The organism is Pelodictyon luteolum DSM 273, from assembly GCF_000012485.1.
Classification (GTDB): domain Bacteria; phylum Bacteroidota; class Chlorobiia; order Chlorobiales; family Chlorobiaceae; genus Chlorobium; species Chlorobium luteolum.
This window is the reverse complement of the sequence record NC_007512.1, coordinates 1,965,123-1,980,710: the sequence shown is the minus strand read 5'-3', so window position 1 is coordinate 1,980,710 and position 15,588 is coordinate 1,965,123. Positions and strand designations below refer to the sequence as shown.

At 59.1% G+C, this 15,588-nt stretch carries 15 protein-coding genes, 2 tRNA genes and 1 pseudogene; 8 read left to right on the top strand and 10 right to left on the bottom strand.

Features of this window, described 5'->3' with window-relative positions; all coding sequences use genetic code 11:
- Nucleotides 1–179: 179 nt before the first annotated feature.
- The 7 genes from PLUT_RS09145 to fni form a co-directional block, all read right to left on the bottom strand.
- The gene (locus PLUT_RS09145; protein ID WP_011358496.1) at nucleotides 180–914 is read right to left on the bottom strand and encodes a sugar phosphate nucleotidyltransferase; all 735 of its coding nucleotides are present in this window, start codon (nucleotides 912–914) and stop codon (nucleotides 180–182) included.
- A 63-nt stretch (nucleotides 915–977) separates the two neighbouring features.
- The gene (gene panD, locus PLUT_RS09140; RefSeq protein ID WP_011358495.1) at nucleotides 978–1,364 is read right to left on the bottom strand and encodes an aspartate 1-decarboxylase; all 387 of its coding nucleotides are present in this window, start codon (nucleotides 1,362–1,364) and stop codon (nucleotides 978–980) included.
- A 25-nt stretch (nucleotides 1,365–1,389) separates the two neighbouring features.
- Nucleotides 1,390–1,974: an LPS export ABC transporter periplasmic protein LptC gene (lptC, locus tag PLUT_RS09135; RefSeq protein WP_011358494.1), complete on the bottom strand. Its 585-nt coding sequence runs from the start codon at nucleotides 1,972–1,974 to the stop codon at nucleotides 1,390–1,392.
- A 27-nt stretch (nucleotides 1,975–2,001) separates the two neighbouring features.
- A complete protein-coding gene (locus tag PLUT_RS09130; protein ID WP_041464190.1) occupies nucleotides 2,002–2,550 on the bottom strand; it encodes an OmpH family outer membrane protein in 549 nt (182 codons plus the stop codon).
- A gap of 164 nt (nucleotides 2,551–2,714) precedes the next feature.
- Nucleotides 2,715–3,599, bottom strand: coding sequence for a DNA-processing protein DprA (gene dprA, locus PLUT_RS09125; protein WP_275245743.1), 885 nt, complete (start codon nucleotides 3,597–3,599; stop codon nucleotides 2,715–2,717).
- 50 nt (nucleotides 3,600–3,649) lie between these two features.
- On the bottom strand, nucleotides 3,650–4,642 hold the full coding sequence (locus PLUT_RS09120; RefSeq protein ID WP_011358491.1) for a polyprenyl synthetase family protein: 993 nt from the start codon (nucleotides 4,640–4,642) through the stop codon (nucleotides 3,650–3,652).
- An 11-nt stretch (nucleotides 4,643–4,653) separates the two neighbouring features.
- Nucleotides 4,654–5,739 (bottom strand): type 2 isopentenyl-diphosphate Delta-isomerase, encoded by a 1,086-nt coding sequence (fni, locus tag PLUT_RS09115; protein WP_011358490.1) that lies wholly within the window; start codon nucleotides 5,737–5,739, stop codon nucleotides 4,654–4,656.
- A gap of 108 nt (nucleotides 5,740–5,847) precedes the next feature.
- On the opposite strand from fni, the gene PLUT_RS09110 reads away from it, so the two are divergent.
- Nucleotides 5,848–7,116, top strand: a complete 1,269-nt coding sequence (locus PLUT_RS09110) for an ABC transporter permease (protein WP_011358489.1) — start codon at nucleotides 5,848–5,850, stop codon at nucleotides 7,114–7,116.
- Nucleotide 7,117: 1 nt separating this feature from the next.
- Nucleotides 7,118–7,195: pseudogene (locus PLUT_RS11565) on the top strand (ISAzo13-like element transposase-related protein); the annotation flags it as partial.
- 130 nt (nucleotides 7,196–7,325) lie between these two features.
- On the opposite strand, the gene PLUT_RS09105 reads toward PLUT_RS11565, so the two are convergent.
- From PLUT_RS09105 to glmM, 3 genes are all read right to left on the bottom strand, one after another.
- Nucleotides 7,326–7,616, bottom strand: coding sequence for a nucleotidyltransferase family protein (locus PLUT_RS09105; RefSeq protein ID WP_041464188.1), 291 nt, complete (start codon nucleotides 7,614–7,616; stop codon nucleotides 7,326–7,328).
- A gap of 263 nt (nucleotides 7,617–7,879) precedes the next feature.
- Entirely contained in the window at nucleotides 7,880–9,715 is a 1,836-nt protein-coding gene (locus PLUT_RS09100; RefSeq protein ID WP_011358487.1) for an ABC transporter ATP-binding protein, read from the bottom strand.
- Nucleotides 9,708–11,120, bottom strand: coding sequence for a phosphoglucosamine mutase (glmM, locus tag PLUT_RS09095; RefSeq protein WP_011358486.1), 1,413 nt, complete (start codon nucleotides 11,118–11,120; stop codon nucleotides 9,708–9,710). Before glmM ends, PLUT_RS09100 begins: the two co-directional genes overlap by 8 nt.
- Before the next feature lie 234 nt (nucleotides 11,121–11,354).
- Between glmM and rpsT the strand changes: the two genes are divergently transcribed.
- The 6 genes from rpsT to PLUT_RS09065 all read left to right on the top strand — a co-directional run bounded on the left by rpsT (nucleotide 11,355) and on the right by PLUT_RS09065 (nucleotide 15,585).
- Complete coding sequence (gene rpsT, locus PLUT_RS09090; protein ID WP_011358485.1) at nucleotides 11,355–11,630, top strand: 30S ribosomal protein S20; 276 nt, start codon at nucleotides 11,355–11,357, stop codon at nucleotides 11,628–11,630.
- 41 nt (nucleotides 11,631–11,671) lie between these two features.
- Nucleotides 11,672–12,274 carry a Holliday junction branch migration protein RuvA gene (gene ruvA / locus PLUT_RS09085; protein ID WP_011358484.1) on the top strand — a complete coding sequence of 201 codons (603 nt, stop codon included), beginning with the start codon at nucleotides 11,672–11,674 and terminating at the stop codon, nucleotides 12,272–12,274.
- Nucleotides 12,275–12,284: 10 nt separating this feature from the next.
- Entirely contained in the window at nucleotides 12,285–13,586 is a 1,302-nt protein-coding gene (locus PLUT_RS09080) for a bifunctional folylpolyglutamate synthase/dihydrofolate synthase (RefSeq protein WP_041463898.1), read from the top strand.
- Nucleotides 13,587–13,851: 265 nt separating this feature from the next.
- Nucleotides 13,852–15,141 carry a transcription termination factor Rho gene (gene rho / locus PLUT_RS09075; protein ID WP_011358482.1) on the top strand — a complete coding sequence of 430 codons (1,290 nt, stop codon included), beginning with the start codon at nucleotides 13,852–13,854 and terminating at the stop codon, nucleotides 15,139–15,141.
- 253 nt (nucleotides 15,142–15,394) lie between these two features.
- A tRNA-Lys gene (locus PLUT_RS09070) sits at nucleotides 15,395–15,467 on the top strand.
- Between the two features lie 36 nt (nucleotides 15,468–15,503).
- A tRNA-Leu gene (locus PLUT_RS09065) sits at nucleotides 15,504–15,585 on the top strand.
- The last annotated feature ends 3 nt before the right edge of the window (nucleotides 15,586–15,588 follow it).

The following is a 15,588-nucleotide window of genomic DNA, read 5'->3' as shown; positions in this document are numbered from 1 at the left end:
CCTCAGTGCGTCATGCTGCTTAGGCCTCTTGATTGGTGTAAGGTTACTTTGTTATTGAGATGTAAGATAATTTTGCTATTGCCCTGAAAAGCTGAGCGGTCTCTTTTATAAAAGCCTATGAGCAAAGGCGCCCGTGGGTTTCACGGGCGCTTTTGCATGGATGTTGCGTGTTCGTTTTTTTACGACTGCAGGAGGAGGCGTTCGGCGTGCAGCAGCTGCTCGGGGGTGTTGATGCCGTGGATCTCGTCGGGGTTGGGGGTCTTCCATGCGGCGACACGCAGGCCTTTCCGGAAACAGACCCCGAAGACGTCGGTAAGGTAGTATTCCGCCTGGGCGTTGTCGGTCGTGATCTCCTTGAGGGAGCTGAAAAGGGTGTGGGCATCGAAGACATAGACGCCGGAGTTGATTTCCGGAACGGCTTTTTGTGTCTCCGAAGCGTCTTTCTCTTCGACGATCTTTTCAACGCTGTCGGTGCCGGATTTTCGGATGATACGGCCGTATCCGGTGGGGTCGCTTATGTCGGCGGTGAGGACGGTGGCGGCTGCCCCTGTTTCTCTATGGAAGCTGATGAGGTTCCGGAGCGTTTCTTCGGTGAAGAGCGGAGCGTCACCGGAGAGGATGAGGACTTCACCCCCGAACCCCGCGAGGGCCGCTTCGGCCTGCATGACGGCATGGCCTGTGCCCTGCTGTGGTTCCTGCAGGGCACAGGTGACCGGGAAATGCCGGACGGCGTTCCTCACCTGATCGGCCTGGTGGCCGACGATGAGGATGATGGTGTCGGGCTTGAGGCTTTCTGACTTCAGGATGACGTGCTCGATGAGAGCGCGCCCTGCCGCCTTGTGGAGGACCTTCGGCAGGTCGGACTTCATGCGGGTGCCTTTGCCCGCTGCCATGATGACGATTGCGAGGGACATGGGTAGGTGACTTGACGGGTGTGTGTGGTTCGTTCTTCCGTGCTTCGCCTTTCGGGCTGCTGTTCAGTCGAGCTGCTCGTCTTCCTCCCCGATGCGGTGGCGGCGCTTGGGGTTGTTGTTGCGGTCGACGATGAGCACCATGGGCTTGAACTCCCTGGACTCTTCGGCATCGATTTCACAGAAGGTCATGATGATGATTTCGTCTCCCGGAAGCGCACAGCGCGCTGCTGCGCCGTTCAGCTGGATTACCCGCGATCCCCTGACACCGTTGATGATGTAGGTTTCGAACCGTTCGCCGTTGTTGTTGTTGACGACGAGGACCTTTTCGTTGGGGATCATGTCGGCTTTTTCCAGGAGCTCACAGTCGATGGTGATGCTGCCTTCGTATTCAAGATCGCCGCTGGTGACGATTGCGTTGTGGATTTTTGATTTGAGCAGATGTACTTTCATGAAAAACTGGACTTCGTTGTGTGTGTTACTTGTTGATCAGGCCTTCTCCGCTGCCACGGAATATACGATAATGCTTGAGTTCCTGATCGCTTTCAAATCCGTATCCGTTGATTGATTGACCGGGCCTTTTGATGGTGACGAACCGCTCAGAGCGGATCATGCGGTCGCTGCCTGAGCGCCGGGCGTACTCTGTTCTGATGACGGTACTGTCTTTGGAGGATATCACCACGTTGCCCATTCCCTCGATGTCCTGATTCTCATAGACGATGGCGCGGTCTGCCGAGATGTGGGTGGTGGTGTTGCCGTCTGCATCGAAAAAGTTGACAGCCACGCCCTCATCAAGATGCTGCTCGCTGCCGCCCTCAATCCTGTACTCGGCGGCATGGCCGGCCGTGATCAGTGATTTCCTGATGCCCTCTTCGGTGACTGTGAACCGGAAGCTCCAGCTTTCCTGAACGGGGCTGTTGTTTTTGACGACGGGGGCATCCGGCCGGGGCTCATTGCCTTTCGGCGCAGTGCAGCCGGCAGAGAAGAAGAGGATGAAGGCAGTAATAAGGATGGTATGGGCACCCCGTTGTGCGGTGGCGGTATGCTGTCGAGGGATGCCCATGAAGCTGACTGGTGGTGAACGGAACGGTTACTTGATGTTGAGCTGGTTCATGACCTTGAAGGTGAGGTCGCTGTCCGCCGATCCGTACACCATGGCCTGCTTGTCTAGGACGAGCGAGTAGCCTTCACGGTCGGCAACGGTCTTGACCGCTGTAAGGAGCTTCTGGCGGATGGGGGTGATGAGCGCCTGCTGCTTGAGGTCAAGCACGCCGCCCTGGCCGAACTTGTCCTGTTTGTATTTCTGCATGCCCTGGGCTTTCAGGTTCAGGTCCTTCTCTTTAAGGTCGCGGGCCTGCTTGGTCATTGATGCGCGTGCGGTGCCGTATGCCTCAGCCGATTTCTGCAGTTCGGCCTGCTGGCGCTGGAGCTCCTTTTCAAAGGGAGCGGCAGTGGCTTTCAGGGTTGTTTCGGCCTGTTTGGCTTCCGGCATCTGCTGGAGGATCCTCGGAAAATCGACGACTCCGACCTTGCCGGCAACCGGAGCGGCCTGCAGGGAGGGGACGGTGACGATGATGCTGAATACGGCGGCCAGGGCGGTGCGGCGGCACAGGCTCATAAGGTCTCGGGTGCGGTTCATCTTGGTCGTGTTTGATTTTGAAGTGATTCCTTGCGGTTCCATGGTCGTTCCATGGAACGAAATACATGTTCAAAGGTAATAATTCCGCGATTAAAAACTATAGCGCTCCCTGTCGGGCGGCGGGAATTCTTTTCATGCCTCCACCCCCGGCGATAGGGATACTTTCACTCCTTTCGTGAAGGCGGCAGCATCGTCCCGAATTCCGCCAGCACATCATCAATCTTCATGACCGGTTTGGCCCGGCCTTCCTGGATGAGCATGTTCGTGCCCTCTGAATGGGCGCTGAAGATTGAGCCGGGAACGGCGAACACCTCCCTGTTCTGTTCAAGGGCGCTTGATGCGGTGATGAGCGAGCCTCCCTTGAGGGCGGACTCGATGACGATGGTGCCGCTGGTGATTCCGGATATGATGCGGTTGCGTTTGGGGAACTTCCCTGCACTGAGTTCCGAGCCTATCCACTCTTCCGAGATGAGAGCCCCCCGTTCCACGATCTTCGGCCAGAGCCGCCCTTTTGGGTCGGTGTATACGGTGTCGACTCCGCTGGCGAGCACGGCCACGGTTGTGCCTCCGGCCTTGAGTGCTGCTTCATGGGCGGCCATGTCGATGCCGTAGGCCAGGCCGCTGTAGATGGTGATGCCGCATGCCGCAAGTCCTCCGGAAAACAGAGCGGCGCAGGCTTTGCCGTAGGTCGAAGAGTGCCGTGTGCCGACAACGGCGAGCCCCGGTTGCGGCTGAGGGGGCAGGGTGCCACGGATGAACAGGCATGCCGGCGGGTCGTAGATTTCGCGGAGCAGGGGAGGGTAGTCCGGGTCGAGGATCGTCATCATCCTGCCGCCGAGGCGGTGGAGCTGTTCGAGCTGACGGCGGGCTTCGTCGAGCGACTGCTGAAGCCCCATCGGGCGGTGGAAAAAGGAGTGGATTTCACCCGAGAGCTGTCCGCCGATGCCGGGGATGAGGGCGAGCCGGTCCCGGCTGAGACCGGCAATTTCCGCTGGTTCAGTGACGCTGGCCAGGAGTGCCTTCATCTTTGCCGGACCGATGCCTGCAATCCGGGTGAGGGCGAGCAGGAGGGTTCGGGGGTCAAGCCGCCCGGGCTCCTTCAGAAGTCCCTCTTCATGAGGATGTTGGCAAAGCCTCGGAGGTAGTCCCTGCCCTCGGCGTTCGGGAGGTTCTCGAGTGCCTGAAGCGCCTCTTCGGTATCGCTGTTGATGAGGGCGGCAGTCTCCTTGAGCACCCCGCAGCGTTCGAAGACGGCCCTGACATCGGGAACGCGTTCCTTGCCGATTCCCTTGTTCATATAGATGGAGCGGAGAAGTTCGTTGTCCGCACCGCTCGTGAGCTCGAGCGAGCGGAGCAGGAGGTAGGTTTTCTTGCCGTTGATGACGTCTCCTCCGGCCATCTTGCCAGACTTGCCGTCTTCGGCCATGATGTCGAGGTAGTCGTCCTGGATCTGGAAGGCGCGGCCGATCTTCTCTCCGAAAAGAACGAGGCTCTGGAGCTGCTCCCGGGTTGCATCGGCCGATACGCCGCCGGCTTCGAGTGCCGCGGAGATGAGCCGTCCTGTTTTTTTGGAGATCATGTCGAGGTAGTCGGCGATGGTGGCGTCCTGCTTCTCCTCAAGCTCCATGTCAAGCGCCTGGCCTTCGCAGATGGTGATGTTGGCATGGTTGAGGATGTGGATGAGCTCGCAGTGGCGGTGGCTCTCGGCCTCGAGCGCAAGCTCGTAGGCGTAGGCGATCATCATGTCGCCGGAGAGGATTGCGACATTCGCGTTCCACTCCCGGTGCACGGTCGGTCGGTTGTGGCGGAGTTCAGCCTCGTCCATGATGTCATCATGCATGAGGGTGAAGTTGTGCAGCACTTCGACGGCGAGCGCAACCTTCAGGGCATTTTCAGAGTTGCCGCTGACGGCTTCGGAGGCGAGCAGGGTGAGGAATGGGCGGATGCGCTTGCCCTTGCCCTCAAGGATGTATCGGGCCGGAGCATAGAGGGTGGCCGGGGTCGTGGCGCTGAAGCACGCCCCAAGCGCATCATTGATCCTCTTATGGTATGCCCTGTATTTTTGTTCTACGAGCTCGTGCGTGACGGTCATGGCTGGTTGTGTCAAGGTTGCTTGGCGGTGTCGCCGATGGGTCTGTTGTTCTGCAGTTCCGCTACATTGGCCGATCCGGTAAGGAACATCGAGGCCCTGAGGTCCTGGAGCCATGCGGTGATGGTTGCCTCGAGGGTCCCGTGGTGGAGCGCACGCAGGAGTGCTCCGGCCGATGCGGCAAGGTCCGCGCCGAGCGCGATTGATTTTGCGATGTCAAGGCCGCTGTGGATGCCGCCGGAGGCAATGATGGAGAACGGACGCCCTCCGGCTGTCCTCGGCCTGAGGGCGTCGACTTCCACCACGCACGCTGCGGTGGGGATACCCCAGTTCAGCAGTTCCTCGATCCCTTCCTGGCTGAAACGCGTGTCGGAGCCGAACCGTCTCGTGTAGCGCGCTTCCTCGACTTTCTGCCAGCTGATGCCGCCGGCACCGGCCACGTCGATCACCTGGACCCCTGCCTCAAGGAGTTTGCGGGCAACTGCTCCGGAGATGCCGCAGCCGACCTCCTTGGCGATGACCGGTACGGGGAGTTTGGCCGCAATGTCGGCGATGTTGTCGAGCACCCGGCGGAAATCGGTTCCGCCTTCCGGCTGGAAAAGTTCCTGTGCGGCGTTGAGATGGATGATGAGGCCGTCGGCCCGGATCATCTCAAGCATGATGTGAAGATCCTTGTCGGACAGGCCTTTGGCGACCTCTGGTGCGCCGATGTTGGCGAATATCTGTATGGTGGGGGCGTGGCGGCGCACGACGGAGAAACTGTCGCGGTATGCGTCGTCTTCAAGCGCCTGGCGCATGCTGCCGACACCGAGAGGCAGCTGGAAGCGTTCGGCGGTTTCTGCCAGCTGGCGGTTGAGTTCTGCGGCCTCGCTGTATCCTCCTGTCATGGAGGAGATCATGAGCGGTGCGCCTATCCTGCGGCCGAGGAACCGGCTTTCTGTCGTGATGTCGGCGAAGCTTACTTCAGGGAGGGCGTTGTGGCGGAGCCGGTAACGCTCAAACCCGGTCGTAGGGGTGCTGAATGCAACATCGCCGTTCAGGCAGATGTCGACATGGCTGTGTTTCCGCTCTGCGGTGCTGTTGGTGATGGTGGTGCTCATGCCGCCCGGTTGCTTCTCTTGCCCTTTACCTGTGTTTCATACTTCTATGTAAAAGTCATAACTTAATAAAAAATCCCATAATATTTCCTTCTGAACCGCCCGCCCGCCATGCTGAAGACATTGTTCCAGATAGCCATCCGGCACCTTCTCGGCCGGCGGCGCCAAAGCCTGACCACCATTATCGGGGTGGCCGTCAGCACCATGGTGCTGATCACCACCATTTCCCTCACGCGCGGCCTGCTCGATTCCTTTGTCGAGACCATCATCGACGTCGCCCCGCACATTACCCTGAAAGGGGAGAAGATCGATCCGGTTCCGGTCAACGTGCTTGCCAAGGCCCGCCCGTCGTCGGTGGCGTTCGTTGTGGACAATATTGAAAAACTGGAGCGTGACGAGGTCCGGAGTTACCGGCGCATCCTGTCGCTGCTTGCCGCTCCGCCTTACGATTTGAGGGTGACGGCCGCCTCCCCTTATGTGGAATCGCAGGTGATGCTGGTGAAAGGCCGGCTGAACGAGCCGCTGCTCCTGAAAGGGGTGGACCTTGAGCGTGAGGACAGCATCAGCGGCATCAACGGCAAGCTGACCGAAGGCGATGCCGCGCTCTTCGCCCGCACCTCGAACGGACTGCTCGTCGGTCGTACGGTTGCGCGCGACATGGAGCTCAAGCTGAACGACGAGGTGACCATCATTCCCGGAACGGGCCCGAGCCGGCAGTGCAAGGTGTCGGGGATTTTCTTTTCGGGGGTCAACGCCACCGACAACAGCGTCTATTCCTCCCTCAAGCTGGCCCAGATCATTGAGGGCATGCCGCCGGACAAGGTGAGCGGCATCGCCCTGAAGGTGCAGGACCCGCTCGACAACACCTTACTTGCCCGGGAACTCCAGTCGCTCACCGGCTACCGCACCCTCACCTGGCAGGAGGCCAACTCGGGCGTGCTTTCCCTGTTTGCCCGCATCGGCACTATCGTGTTTTCGCTGGTGGCGTTCGTGGGGGTGGTTTCCGGGTTCGGTGTGGCAAACATTCTCGTGACCACCGTGTTCGAGAAGAGCCGCGACATTGCCATCATGAAGTCGTTCGGCTTCTCACGCCTGCAGCTGGTGTCGCTCTTCGTGCTCGAGGGGTTCCTTGTGGGGCTTGTCGGGGCGGTGCTCGGCGGCATCCTTGCCATCGGCTCCATCGATATCTTCGCCAGCATCCCCATCGAGAACTCGCAGGGCCCCATCTCGAAAACCGGGTTCAGCATGTCGACGAACCCGCTCTACTTCCTCTATGTGATCGGCGTCACGGTATTCATCAGCACCTTCGCCGCCATATTCCCTTCCGCCCGCGCCGCGAAGCTCGAGCCGGTGCAGGTGCTGCGCGACAGCTCGCTGTAACTGGAACAGCATCGAGCATCGACTGTTCTCCTTCATCAGCATGCATTGGCGCGCTCAGCCCTTGATCAGTCATGAGGTGGCATAAGGTGACATGAGGTGGCAGGATGGGTGCGGCAGTTCGTTGCTGACCCCCTGGTCTCGACCTTGCCCGGGCGGGGGCCCTCATATCTTACTGTTGCCTTGACAAACGCCACTGGCGCTGGTTGGTATCAGACATTGATCTGCTCCCGTTCTATAAATGGGCGTAACTCTGTTCGAAGGGCTTTTTCAGTGACCAGATCTACCGGGCGGCCAAGGAGGTCTTCAAGAAAGAACTGCACCCCGAAATAGCGTTTGGCGGTGGCAGGTCCGTCGAAAGCAACCAACACATCAACATCGCTTTCACTGGTTGCCGTATTGCGGGAAGTAGAACCGAACAACGCCAGCCTGACTACACCGAAACGGGCTTGCAGTTCAGGCTTGCTGCTGCTCAGCAGTTCGAGAGCGCTTTGTTTGTTCATCATATAGCCTCCAGTCTGACTGTACGCATCAATAGTATCATAACGTGACTGAGCCCGTGACAGAAGCAGTCACTTGAGCCTTCCTGTTTGGTAGAGGAGTACAGCTGAGCCTCATACTTTAATATATACATGAAAAAGGAAAACCATAGGGCTCGATGGTAACCGTTGTGGAGGGGGCGGCGACTGCCGCGGGATTTTCGGTCAGTACCACTGACAGGGGGAGTGTTGCAGTACTGAGCGGTCGTAGCCGCAAGCGTTTTGCTTTACGCGCCTTCGGCGGTAAGGGTCTCGGGGTGCTGCAGGAGGTAGAGCTTGTGGTAGAGTCCGCGCTCTTTCAACAGTTCCTGATGGGAACCGGTTTCGCGGATGACCCCTTTGTGCAGGACGATGATGCGGTCTGCTTTCTGCACGCTGGAGAGGCGGTGGGCGATGATGATGGATGTGCGGTCTTTCATGAGCCGCTCGGTGGCGCGGTCGATGAGCCCTTCGGTTTCGGTGTCGACAGAGCTGGTGGCTTCGTCGAGGACGAGGATCTCGGGGTTGTAGAGCAGGGCGCGGACGAAGGCGATGAGCTGTTTCTGGCCGGTTGACAGGCCGGTGCCGTTTTCAAGGACGCGGTAGCTGTAGCCGCCGGGAAGTTTCCGGATGAACCGGTCGGCGCCGACCGTTTCTGCGGCTTGACGGAGCGTTTCAAAAGGCACGGAAGGGTTGCCGAACGCGAGGTTCTCCTGAATGGTGCCGGAGAAGAGGAACACGTCCTGCATGACCACGCCGACAAGGCTGCGCAGAGACTGCTGGGGGATCTCTTCGAGCCGGATGCCGTCAACGAGGACTTCGCCCTGCTGGTAGGGGTAGAGGCGCGAGAGGATGTTGATGATGGTGGTCTTTCCGCTGCCGGTGGCGCCGACGATGGCAATCTTTTCCCCGTGCCGGATACTGAAGGAGACGTCCCTCAGAACCCAGTTCTCATGCTCATAGGCGAACCAGACGTTCTTGAACTCGATGCTGCCGGTGAAGGTATCGAGGGGGGACGCGGCGTCCTTTTCACCCTCATCCTCAAGGCCTTCCTTTTCGTCGAGCAGCCGGAAGATGCGGTCTGAGCTGGCAATGGCTGTCTGCATGGTGTTGAACTTGTCGGACAGGTGCTGCAGGGGACGGAAGAAGAGCGAGATGTACTGTACGAACGAGATGACGATACCGATGGTGAGATCGGCCTTCAGGAGGCGTACACCGCTGTACCAGATCACCAGGCCTGCGGCTACGGCGCTGAGGGTTTCGATGAGGGGGTAGTAGATGGAGAAGTAGAAGACAGTGCGGATGTTGGCATCGCGGTGGTCGCGGTTGATTGCGGCGTACGCTTCGCTTTCCCGCTCCTGGCGGTTGAAGAGCTGCACGATCGCCATGCCGGTGATATGTTCCTGGAAAAAGGTGTTGAGCCGGGCGACATGGGTACGCACGTCCTGGAATGCGATGCGGACCCGGCTCTTGAAGAAGACGGTGGCGTAGAGCATGAGCGGCAGGATGGCAAGCACCACCAGCGTGAGCTGCCAGTCGATCCATACCATGATCCCTACGATGAAGACGAGCTGGAGCGTGTCGCCGAGGATGGTGACGATGCCGCTCGAGAGCAGTTCGTTCAGGGACTCGATGTCATTGGTCGTTCGGGTGATGAGCCGGCCGATGGGGTTGCGGTCGTAGAAGCGGGCGGGGAGTTTCTGGAGGTGGCGGAACACGTCCATGCGGATGTTGAATACCGCTTTCTGGCCGATGACCTGGGCGAGCCATGTGGCGGCGTACTGCTTGATGCCGTCGAGCAGTATGACGGCGCCGAGAATGAGGCTGATGGCCCCCAGCCCCTGGAGGTCCCCTTTAGAGATGTGGTCGTCGATGGCGACTTTCGTGAGGTAGGGGCGCAGGGGGCCGAGGAACGAGCCGCCGACGGTTATGATGATCGCCGTTGCGACAAGCCCCTTGAGCGGCTTGATGTACTGGAGCAGGCGGGAGACGATATAGCTGTCCACCGACCCCTTTTTCCGGCCATGGAGAGTGTCGTCCTGCTGGGTCGTGAATCCGCCCTGCCCTCTTGGCCCTTTACCCATTGAGCGATTCCAGGGTGCTCTGTACCGAGGTTGCCAGCGCTTCTGCCTCTTCTTTCGTGGGGGCCTCGGAGTAAATGCGCACGATCGGTTCGGTGTTGGAGGGGCGGAGGTGTACCCAGCTCTTCGGGAAGTCGAGCTTCAGGCCGTCCTGCATGTCCACGGCCGCATCCGGAAACTTGTTCCTGACAGCGTCGAAGAGCTCGGGGAGCTTTTCGCGGCCGTTTTTGCCGAGTTCGACCTTCTGCTTTGACATCTCATAGTCCGGAAACTCTTTCCTGAACGCCGACAGGGGGCCACGGGGGTGGCTCTGGCGCCAGAGGGCGAACGCCTGGAGGAAGATGGCGATGGCGACGAGGGCGTCGCGGCCGTAATGGAGCTCCGGGAGGATGACCCCTCCGTTGCCCTCGCCGCCGATGACGGCTCCTTTGGCCTTCATGACTTCGGTCACGTTGGCTTCGCCGACCTTGCCGCTGTAACATGCTACCCCGTAGCGTTCTGCGATGTCGCGGAGTGCGCGGCTGCTGGAAAGGTTGTTGGCGACGGGGCCGGGGCTGTGGCGGAGATGGAAGTCGGCGCAGGCGACGAGGGTGTACTCTTCGCCGAAGAGGGTGCCGTCTTCATTGATGAGGGCGAGGCGGTCGACATCAGGGTCGACGACGAGTGCGAAGTCGGCACCCGATTCCTTCAGGGCTGCGATGCTCGACTGCAGGTTCTCTTCAATGGGTTCGGGGTTGCGCGGGAAGATGCCGGTTCCGCCGCAGGCTACAGGAATGATTTCCTTGACGCCGAGCTGGCGGCAGAGTTCGGGGACGATTGAGGCGCCAGCGCCTTCGACGCAGTCGACAAGCACCCGGAACCCTTCTTTTTTGATGGCTTCGGGGTTGATGAAGGGCAGCCGGAGGATCTTTTCGATATGGAGGCCGTCATGGCGGCGGCTTTCGCTGATGGTCCCGATGGCGTCCCACCCCGCACTTTCCGGCGCGTCTTCAGCAGCAATCCGGAGCAGTTCCTCTACTTCGGCGGCGTCTAGGAACTCTCCGCGGCTGTTGAGCATCTTCAGCGCGTTCCACTTGACGGGGTTGTGCGATGCGGTGATGATGAGGCCTCCGTCGGCACCTTCCTCCGTGACGGCAAGCTCCACGGTCGGGGTAGTTGCTACCCCGATGTCCAGCACATCGCATCCGGAGAGGGCAAGGGCGTTCTCGACGAGGCCGAGGATGGCGGGGCCTGTCGGCCGTGTGTCGCGGCCGATGACGATGCGGGCTTTCCCCTCAGTCTTTCCCCGGCGGACCCGGTCGGCCGAGATCCATCGGGCAAAGGCCATGCTGAATGCTGTGAGGTTTTTCGGGGTGAGGCTTTCGCCTACGACACCCCTGATGCCGGAAACGCTGATCATCAGGCTCATGCGGAGGAGAGATATGGGTTGCGTCGGGAGCTGCTTATTTCTTTATGTATGCGGGTGTTGCCGTGCCGGTGGACGTTTTGGGCCAATATAAGAAAAAAGAGGGGATGGGTTTTTGATTTTTTGCATGCTTCTGCTATATTACATGCCCTTTGTTATCGGGTTCCGGTGTGATGCCGGGATTCAGGTGGACACCCGGGTTTCGTTACATCAATTTTCATCAAGAGCGATCGATTTATGCCTTTACACAAGTCGGCTGAAAAAAGACTGCGTCAGTCTGAAAGAAGGAATGCCAGGAACAGGGCTCGCAAAAAAGAGCTGAAGACCCTGATCAAGAACATGCAGAAACTCATCGAGGCCCGTGCAGCCAAGTCCGAGGTCGAGTCTGCCTACCGTTCCGCCGTCCAGAAGCTCGACCGTCTGGGCGTGAAGAGCTACATCCACGCCAATAAGGCATCGCGCAAGAAGTCGCAGCTTACACGCCTGTTCAACGGCTACGCCGAGGCCGAGTAACCCGCGTCCGGCCCTCCGGGGCCGGGCTTCCACTGTCTTCCATGTACGCATATTTCCGCGGCAGGGTCGTTTCTGTCCTGCCTGAAGAGGCGGTTCTCGAGGTATCGGGCATTGCATACCGGTTCCTCATTTCCACCGGCACTTCCCGCAGCCTTCCCCAGGCGGGCAATGAGGCCATCCTCTATACGCATCTTTCCGTCCGGGAGGATGCTCTCCAGCTCTACGGTTTTTCAAGTGAAGAGGAAAAGCAGCTGTTCCGCCTGCTCCTCCTTGTCTCCGGCGTTGGCCCGAAGCTCGCCCTTGCAGTGCTTTCGGGGCTTCCGGTCGCGGAGGTCCATGAGGCCATCCTCGCCAATGCGCCTGAACGACTGTTTGGCGTGACCGGCGTCGGCCGCAAGACGGCGGCGCGCATCATCCTCGAACTGCGCGACAGGATTTTGAAGCTCTCTCCTCCAGGCGCCGCCGCCACTCCGGCCGGCGCGGTTCAGTGCGGAATACGAGAGGACGCCACAAACGCCCTTCTGACACTCGGCTTCTCCCGAACTGCTGCCCAGCAGGCGGTTGCAGGGGTGCTTGAAGCGAACCCCGGCGGGAGTGTCGAGGATGTGGTGAAGTCGGCACTGCTTGCTATGCATAACCGTTAGCCGTTACCCCGTGACCTACCAGGAAACGCTTGATTTTCTGTTTCCCCTTCACCGCTTCGGCATCAAACCGGGCCTCGAGCGGGTGCGCATGCTTCTCCAGGCAGCAGGCTCGCCCGAGCGCAGTCTCGGCATGGTGGTGCATGTGGCGGGAACGAACGGGAAGGGAACGGCCGCATCGGCCATGGCATCGATGTTCACGGCTGCGGGGAAGAAGACGGCGCTCTACACTTCTCCACACCTTGTCGACTTCACTGAGCGGATACGGATCGACGGACGGAGGATCCCGGAAGATGCTGCCGCCCGTTACGCCACCCTTTTGAAGCCTGCCGCACTGGAGCATCAATCGACGTTTTTCGAGGTGACGACAGCCATCGCCTTTGCCTGGTTCGCCGACTGCGGTGTGGAGGTGTCGGTGCTTGAAACGGGGATGGGCGGCCGGCTGGATGCGACGAACGTGGTTGAGTCCGACTATGCGGTGCTCACCAGGATCGGACTTGATCATACCGAATGGCTCGGCTCCACGATCAGTGCCATTGCCGGGGAGAAGGCGGCCATCATCAAGCCCTCCTCCCGGGTGTTCACCTCAATCAATCCCGACGCTGACCCCGGTCAGTCGGAGGCGTTCGGACCCGTCAGGGATGCGGCACAGGGGTGTGGCGCTCCGCTGCAGGTGGTGGGGCGGGATTTCAGTTTCGGGGGTGTCGTGGCTGAGCCGGGGCTGCTGCAGCTGGATGTCGTGACTGCCTCCTGTCACTATAAGGGGCTCAGGGTCCCTGTGACGGGTGCGTTCCATGCGCCGGGTATCGCGACTGCGGTTGCGGTGGCTGAAGACGCCGGCGTGGGGCCGGAAGCGGTGCGGGAGGGGCTCGACGCGCTTGCTTCGACAGGCTACCGCGGACGCCTTGAACTTCTGGGACACCGGCCGGACACCTTCCTCGACGTGTCGCACAATGCCGACGGCATGAGGGCCACCGTCGATGCCCTCATGCCGTTTCTTTCCCGGTACCGGGACGCCCGGGTGCTCTTCGGTCTTGTTTCCGACAAGGATTCGGAATCGATGATCAGGGAACTCATGCGGCTCCGGTGCCGGTTCGCCACTACCGGACTTCCGAGTGAGCGGGGTGTTGCATCTGAAGAACTGGCGGAAATATGCCGCGGCCTAGGGGCTGAAGCGGTCGCGTTTTCCTCGCCGCCCGAGGCGCTGCAGTTCCTTCGGGAAGAGGCCTCGCCGGATTCGCTTATTCTTATTACGGGGTCTTTTTATCTGGCCGGAGCCCTGCTTGAAAAAGGAACAGCGGGGAAGGCCGGGTGAACAGGTTTTTTTATCGAAAAAGTTGTATATTCAATCAGGATCTGCGCTTAAACGAACCTGGCTTCAATGCTCAGGGAGAAGCATCCCGAAGGATCCTCTTCACGACACTATCCCATTGCCAATACAGCTATTCCCCGATTGTTCCCATTCCATGCCATTAAATGGCGTACTGCCGTCCGCATGCGGGTTTCGGGACTTCCTTTTTCCTCTCCATCATGTATTAAAAGGCGCACCAAAGGGCGCTTAACACAAGCACACCGAAAAAATGTCGAACAATCCTGTTGCCGCAAGTCTGGACATCAACATGCTCCAGAAAAAGAAGGTTTACGAGCTGAACGCCATGGCCAAGGAGATTGGCGTTTCTGCCGCAGGGCTTCGAAAAGAAGAGCTTATTTTCAAGATCATCGAAGCACAGTCGCAGAAGAGCTCCGATCCGGAAAGCGGCAATGTCATGGTCAACACCGGCGTCCTGCAGGTGATCCCCGAAGGCTACGGCTTCCTCCGCTCCTCGAACTACAATTACCTCTCCTCTCCCGACGACATCTACGTATCCCCCTCACAGATCAAGCGCTTCAGCATGCGGACCGGCGACACGGTTTCCGGCCAGGTGCGTGCGCCGAAAGAGGGCGAACGGTTCTTCGCGCTGCTGAAGATCAACACCATTGACGGTGCCGATCCCGACATTACCCGGGAGCGGCCGTTCTTCGAGAACCTGACCCCGCTGTTCCCGCATGAGCGTCTGAAGCTCGAGACGAAGCAGAACGAGTACTGCGGCCGCATCATGGACATCTTCACCCCGATCGGCAAGGGGCAGAGGGGACTGATCGTGGCACAGCCCAAAACCGGCAAGACCATGCTTCTCCAGATGGTCGCCAATGCCATCATCAAGAACCACCCCGAAGTCTACCTTATCGTGCTCCTCATCGACGAGCGCCCTGAGGAGGTGACCGACATGGCCCGCAGCGTCGAGGCCGAGGTGGTGAGCTCGACCTTCGACGAAGATCCCGAGCGCCATGTGCAGGTGGCCGACATGGTCATGGAAAAGGCCAAGCGCCTGGTCGAGGTTGGCCGTGATGTGGTGATCCTGCTTGACTCCATCACCCGCCTCGCCCGTGCCCACAACACCATCATCCCGCACTCCGGCAAGATCCTTTCGGGTGGTATCGATGCCAACGCGCTGACCAAGCCGAAGCGCTTTTTCGGCGCAGCCCGCAACATCGAGGAGGGAGGCAGCCTTACCATCATAGCCACGGCGCTCGTCGACACCGGCTCAAGGATGGACGATGTCATCTTCGAAGAGTTCAAGGGTACCGGCAACATGGAGCTGGTGCTTGACCGCCGCCTCAGCGAACGCAGGATCTTCCCTGCCATAGACATCCTTCGTTCCGGCACCCGTAAAGAAGAGCTGCTCTTCAGCCAGGAAGAGCTGTCCCGCACCTGGCTGCTCCGCAAGTACCTTGCCGAGAAGAACCCGATAGAGTGCATGGAGTTCATGCGCGAGAAGCTCTCCGACACCAAGGACAATAAAGAGTTTTTCAAGTACATGAACCGATGAGTTCCGTTCAATCTGGATTGAAGTTGCGAATTCTTTCATTTTCTGTTTTTGGTTTATAAAAAAGTTCATATATTATCAGCCTTTAAAACAAGAGGAAAGGTTACTACATGCCCTGCGGAAAAAAGAGAAAAAGACATAAGATGGCGGTCCACAAACGCAAAAAAATGCGCCGTAAGAACCGTCATAAGAAGCGTCTGCGTTACCAGAACAAGTAAGTTCGGGTGTTGTCGCTGAGCGGATTGTAAGTCAGGTTGAGAATATAGCTCAGTTGGTAGAGCATCTGCCTTTTAAGCAGAGGGTCGAAGGTTCGAGCCCTTCTATTCTCACAATTGTTCATTGCAGAACGTTGGAATTTGTTTCGTGCCCGAGTGGTGGAATTGGTAGACACACTATCTTGAGGGGGTAGCGCCGCAAGGTGTAGGAGTTCGAATCTCCTCTCGGGCACAC

Coding starts and splice junctions, on each gene's coding strand:
- PLUT_RS09145 (WP_011358496.1), bottom strand. CDS start 914: ATGTCCCTCGCAATCGTCATCATGGCAGCGGGCAAAGGCACCCGCATG.
- panD (WP_011358495.1), bottom strand. CDS start 1,364: ATGAAAGTACATCTGCTCAAATCAAAAATCCACAACGCAATCGTCACC.
- lptC (WP_011358494.1), bottom strand. CDS start 1,974: ATGGGCATCCCTCGACAGCATACCGCCACCGCACAACGGGGTGCCCAT.
- PLUT_RS09130 (WP_041464190.1), bottom strand. CDS start 2,550: ATGAACCGCACCCGAGACCTTATGAGCCTGTGCCGCCGCACCGCCCTG.
- PLUT_RS09120 (WP_011358491.1), bottom strand. CDS start 4,642: ATGACCGTCACGCACGAGCTCGTAGAACAAAAATACAGGGCATACCAT.
- fni (WP_011358490.1), bottom strand. CDS start 5,739: ATGAGCACCACCATCACCAACAGCACCGCAGAGCGGAAACACAGCCAT.
- PLUT_RS09110 (WP_011358489.1), top strand. CDS start 5,848: ATGCTGAAGACATTGTTCCAGATAGCCATCCGGCACCTTCTCGGCCGG.
- PLUT_RS09105 (WP_041464188.1), bottom strand. CDS start 7,616: ATGAACAAACAAAGCGCTCTCGAACTGCTGAGCAGCAGCAAGCCTGAA.
- PLUT_RS09100 (WP_011358487.1), bottom strand. CDS start 9,715: ATGGGTAAAGGGCCAAGAGGGCAGGGCGGATTCACGACCCAGCAGGAC.
- glmM (WP_011358486.1), bottom strand. CDS start 11,120: ATGAGCCTGATGATCAGCGTTTCCGGCATCAGGGGTGTCGTAGGCGAA.
- rpsT (WP_011358485.1), top strand. CDS start 11,355: ATGCCTTTACACAAGTCGGCTGAAAAAAGACTGCGTCAGTCTGAAAGA.
- ruvA (WP_011358484.1), top strand. CDS start 11,672: ATGTACGCATATTTCCGCGGCAGGGTCGTTTCTGTCCTGCCTGAAGAG.
- rho (WP_011358482.1), top strand. CDS start 13,852: ATGTCGAACAATCCTGTTGCCGCAAGTCTGGACATCAACATGCTCCAG.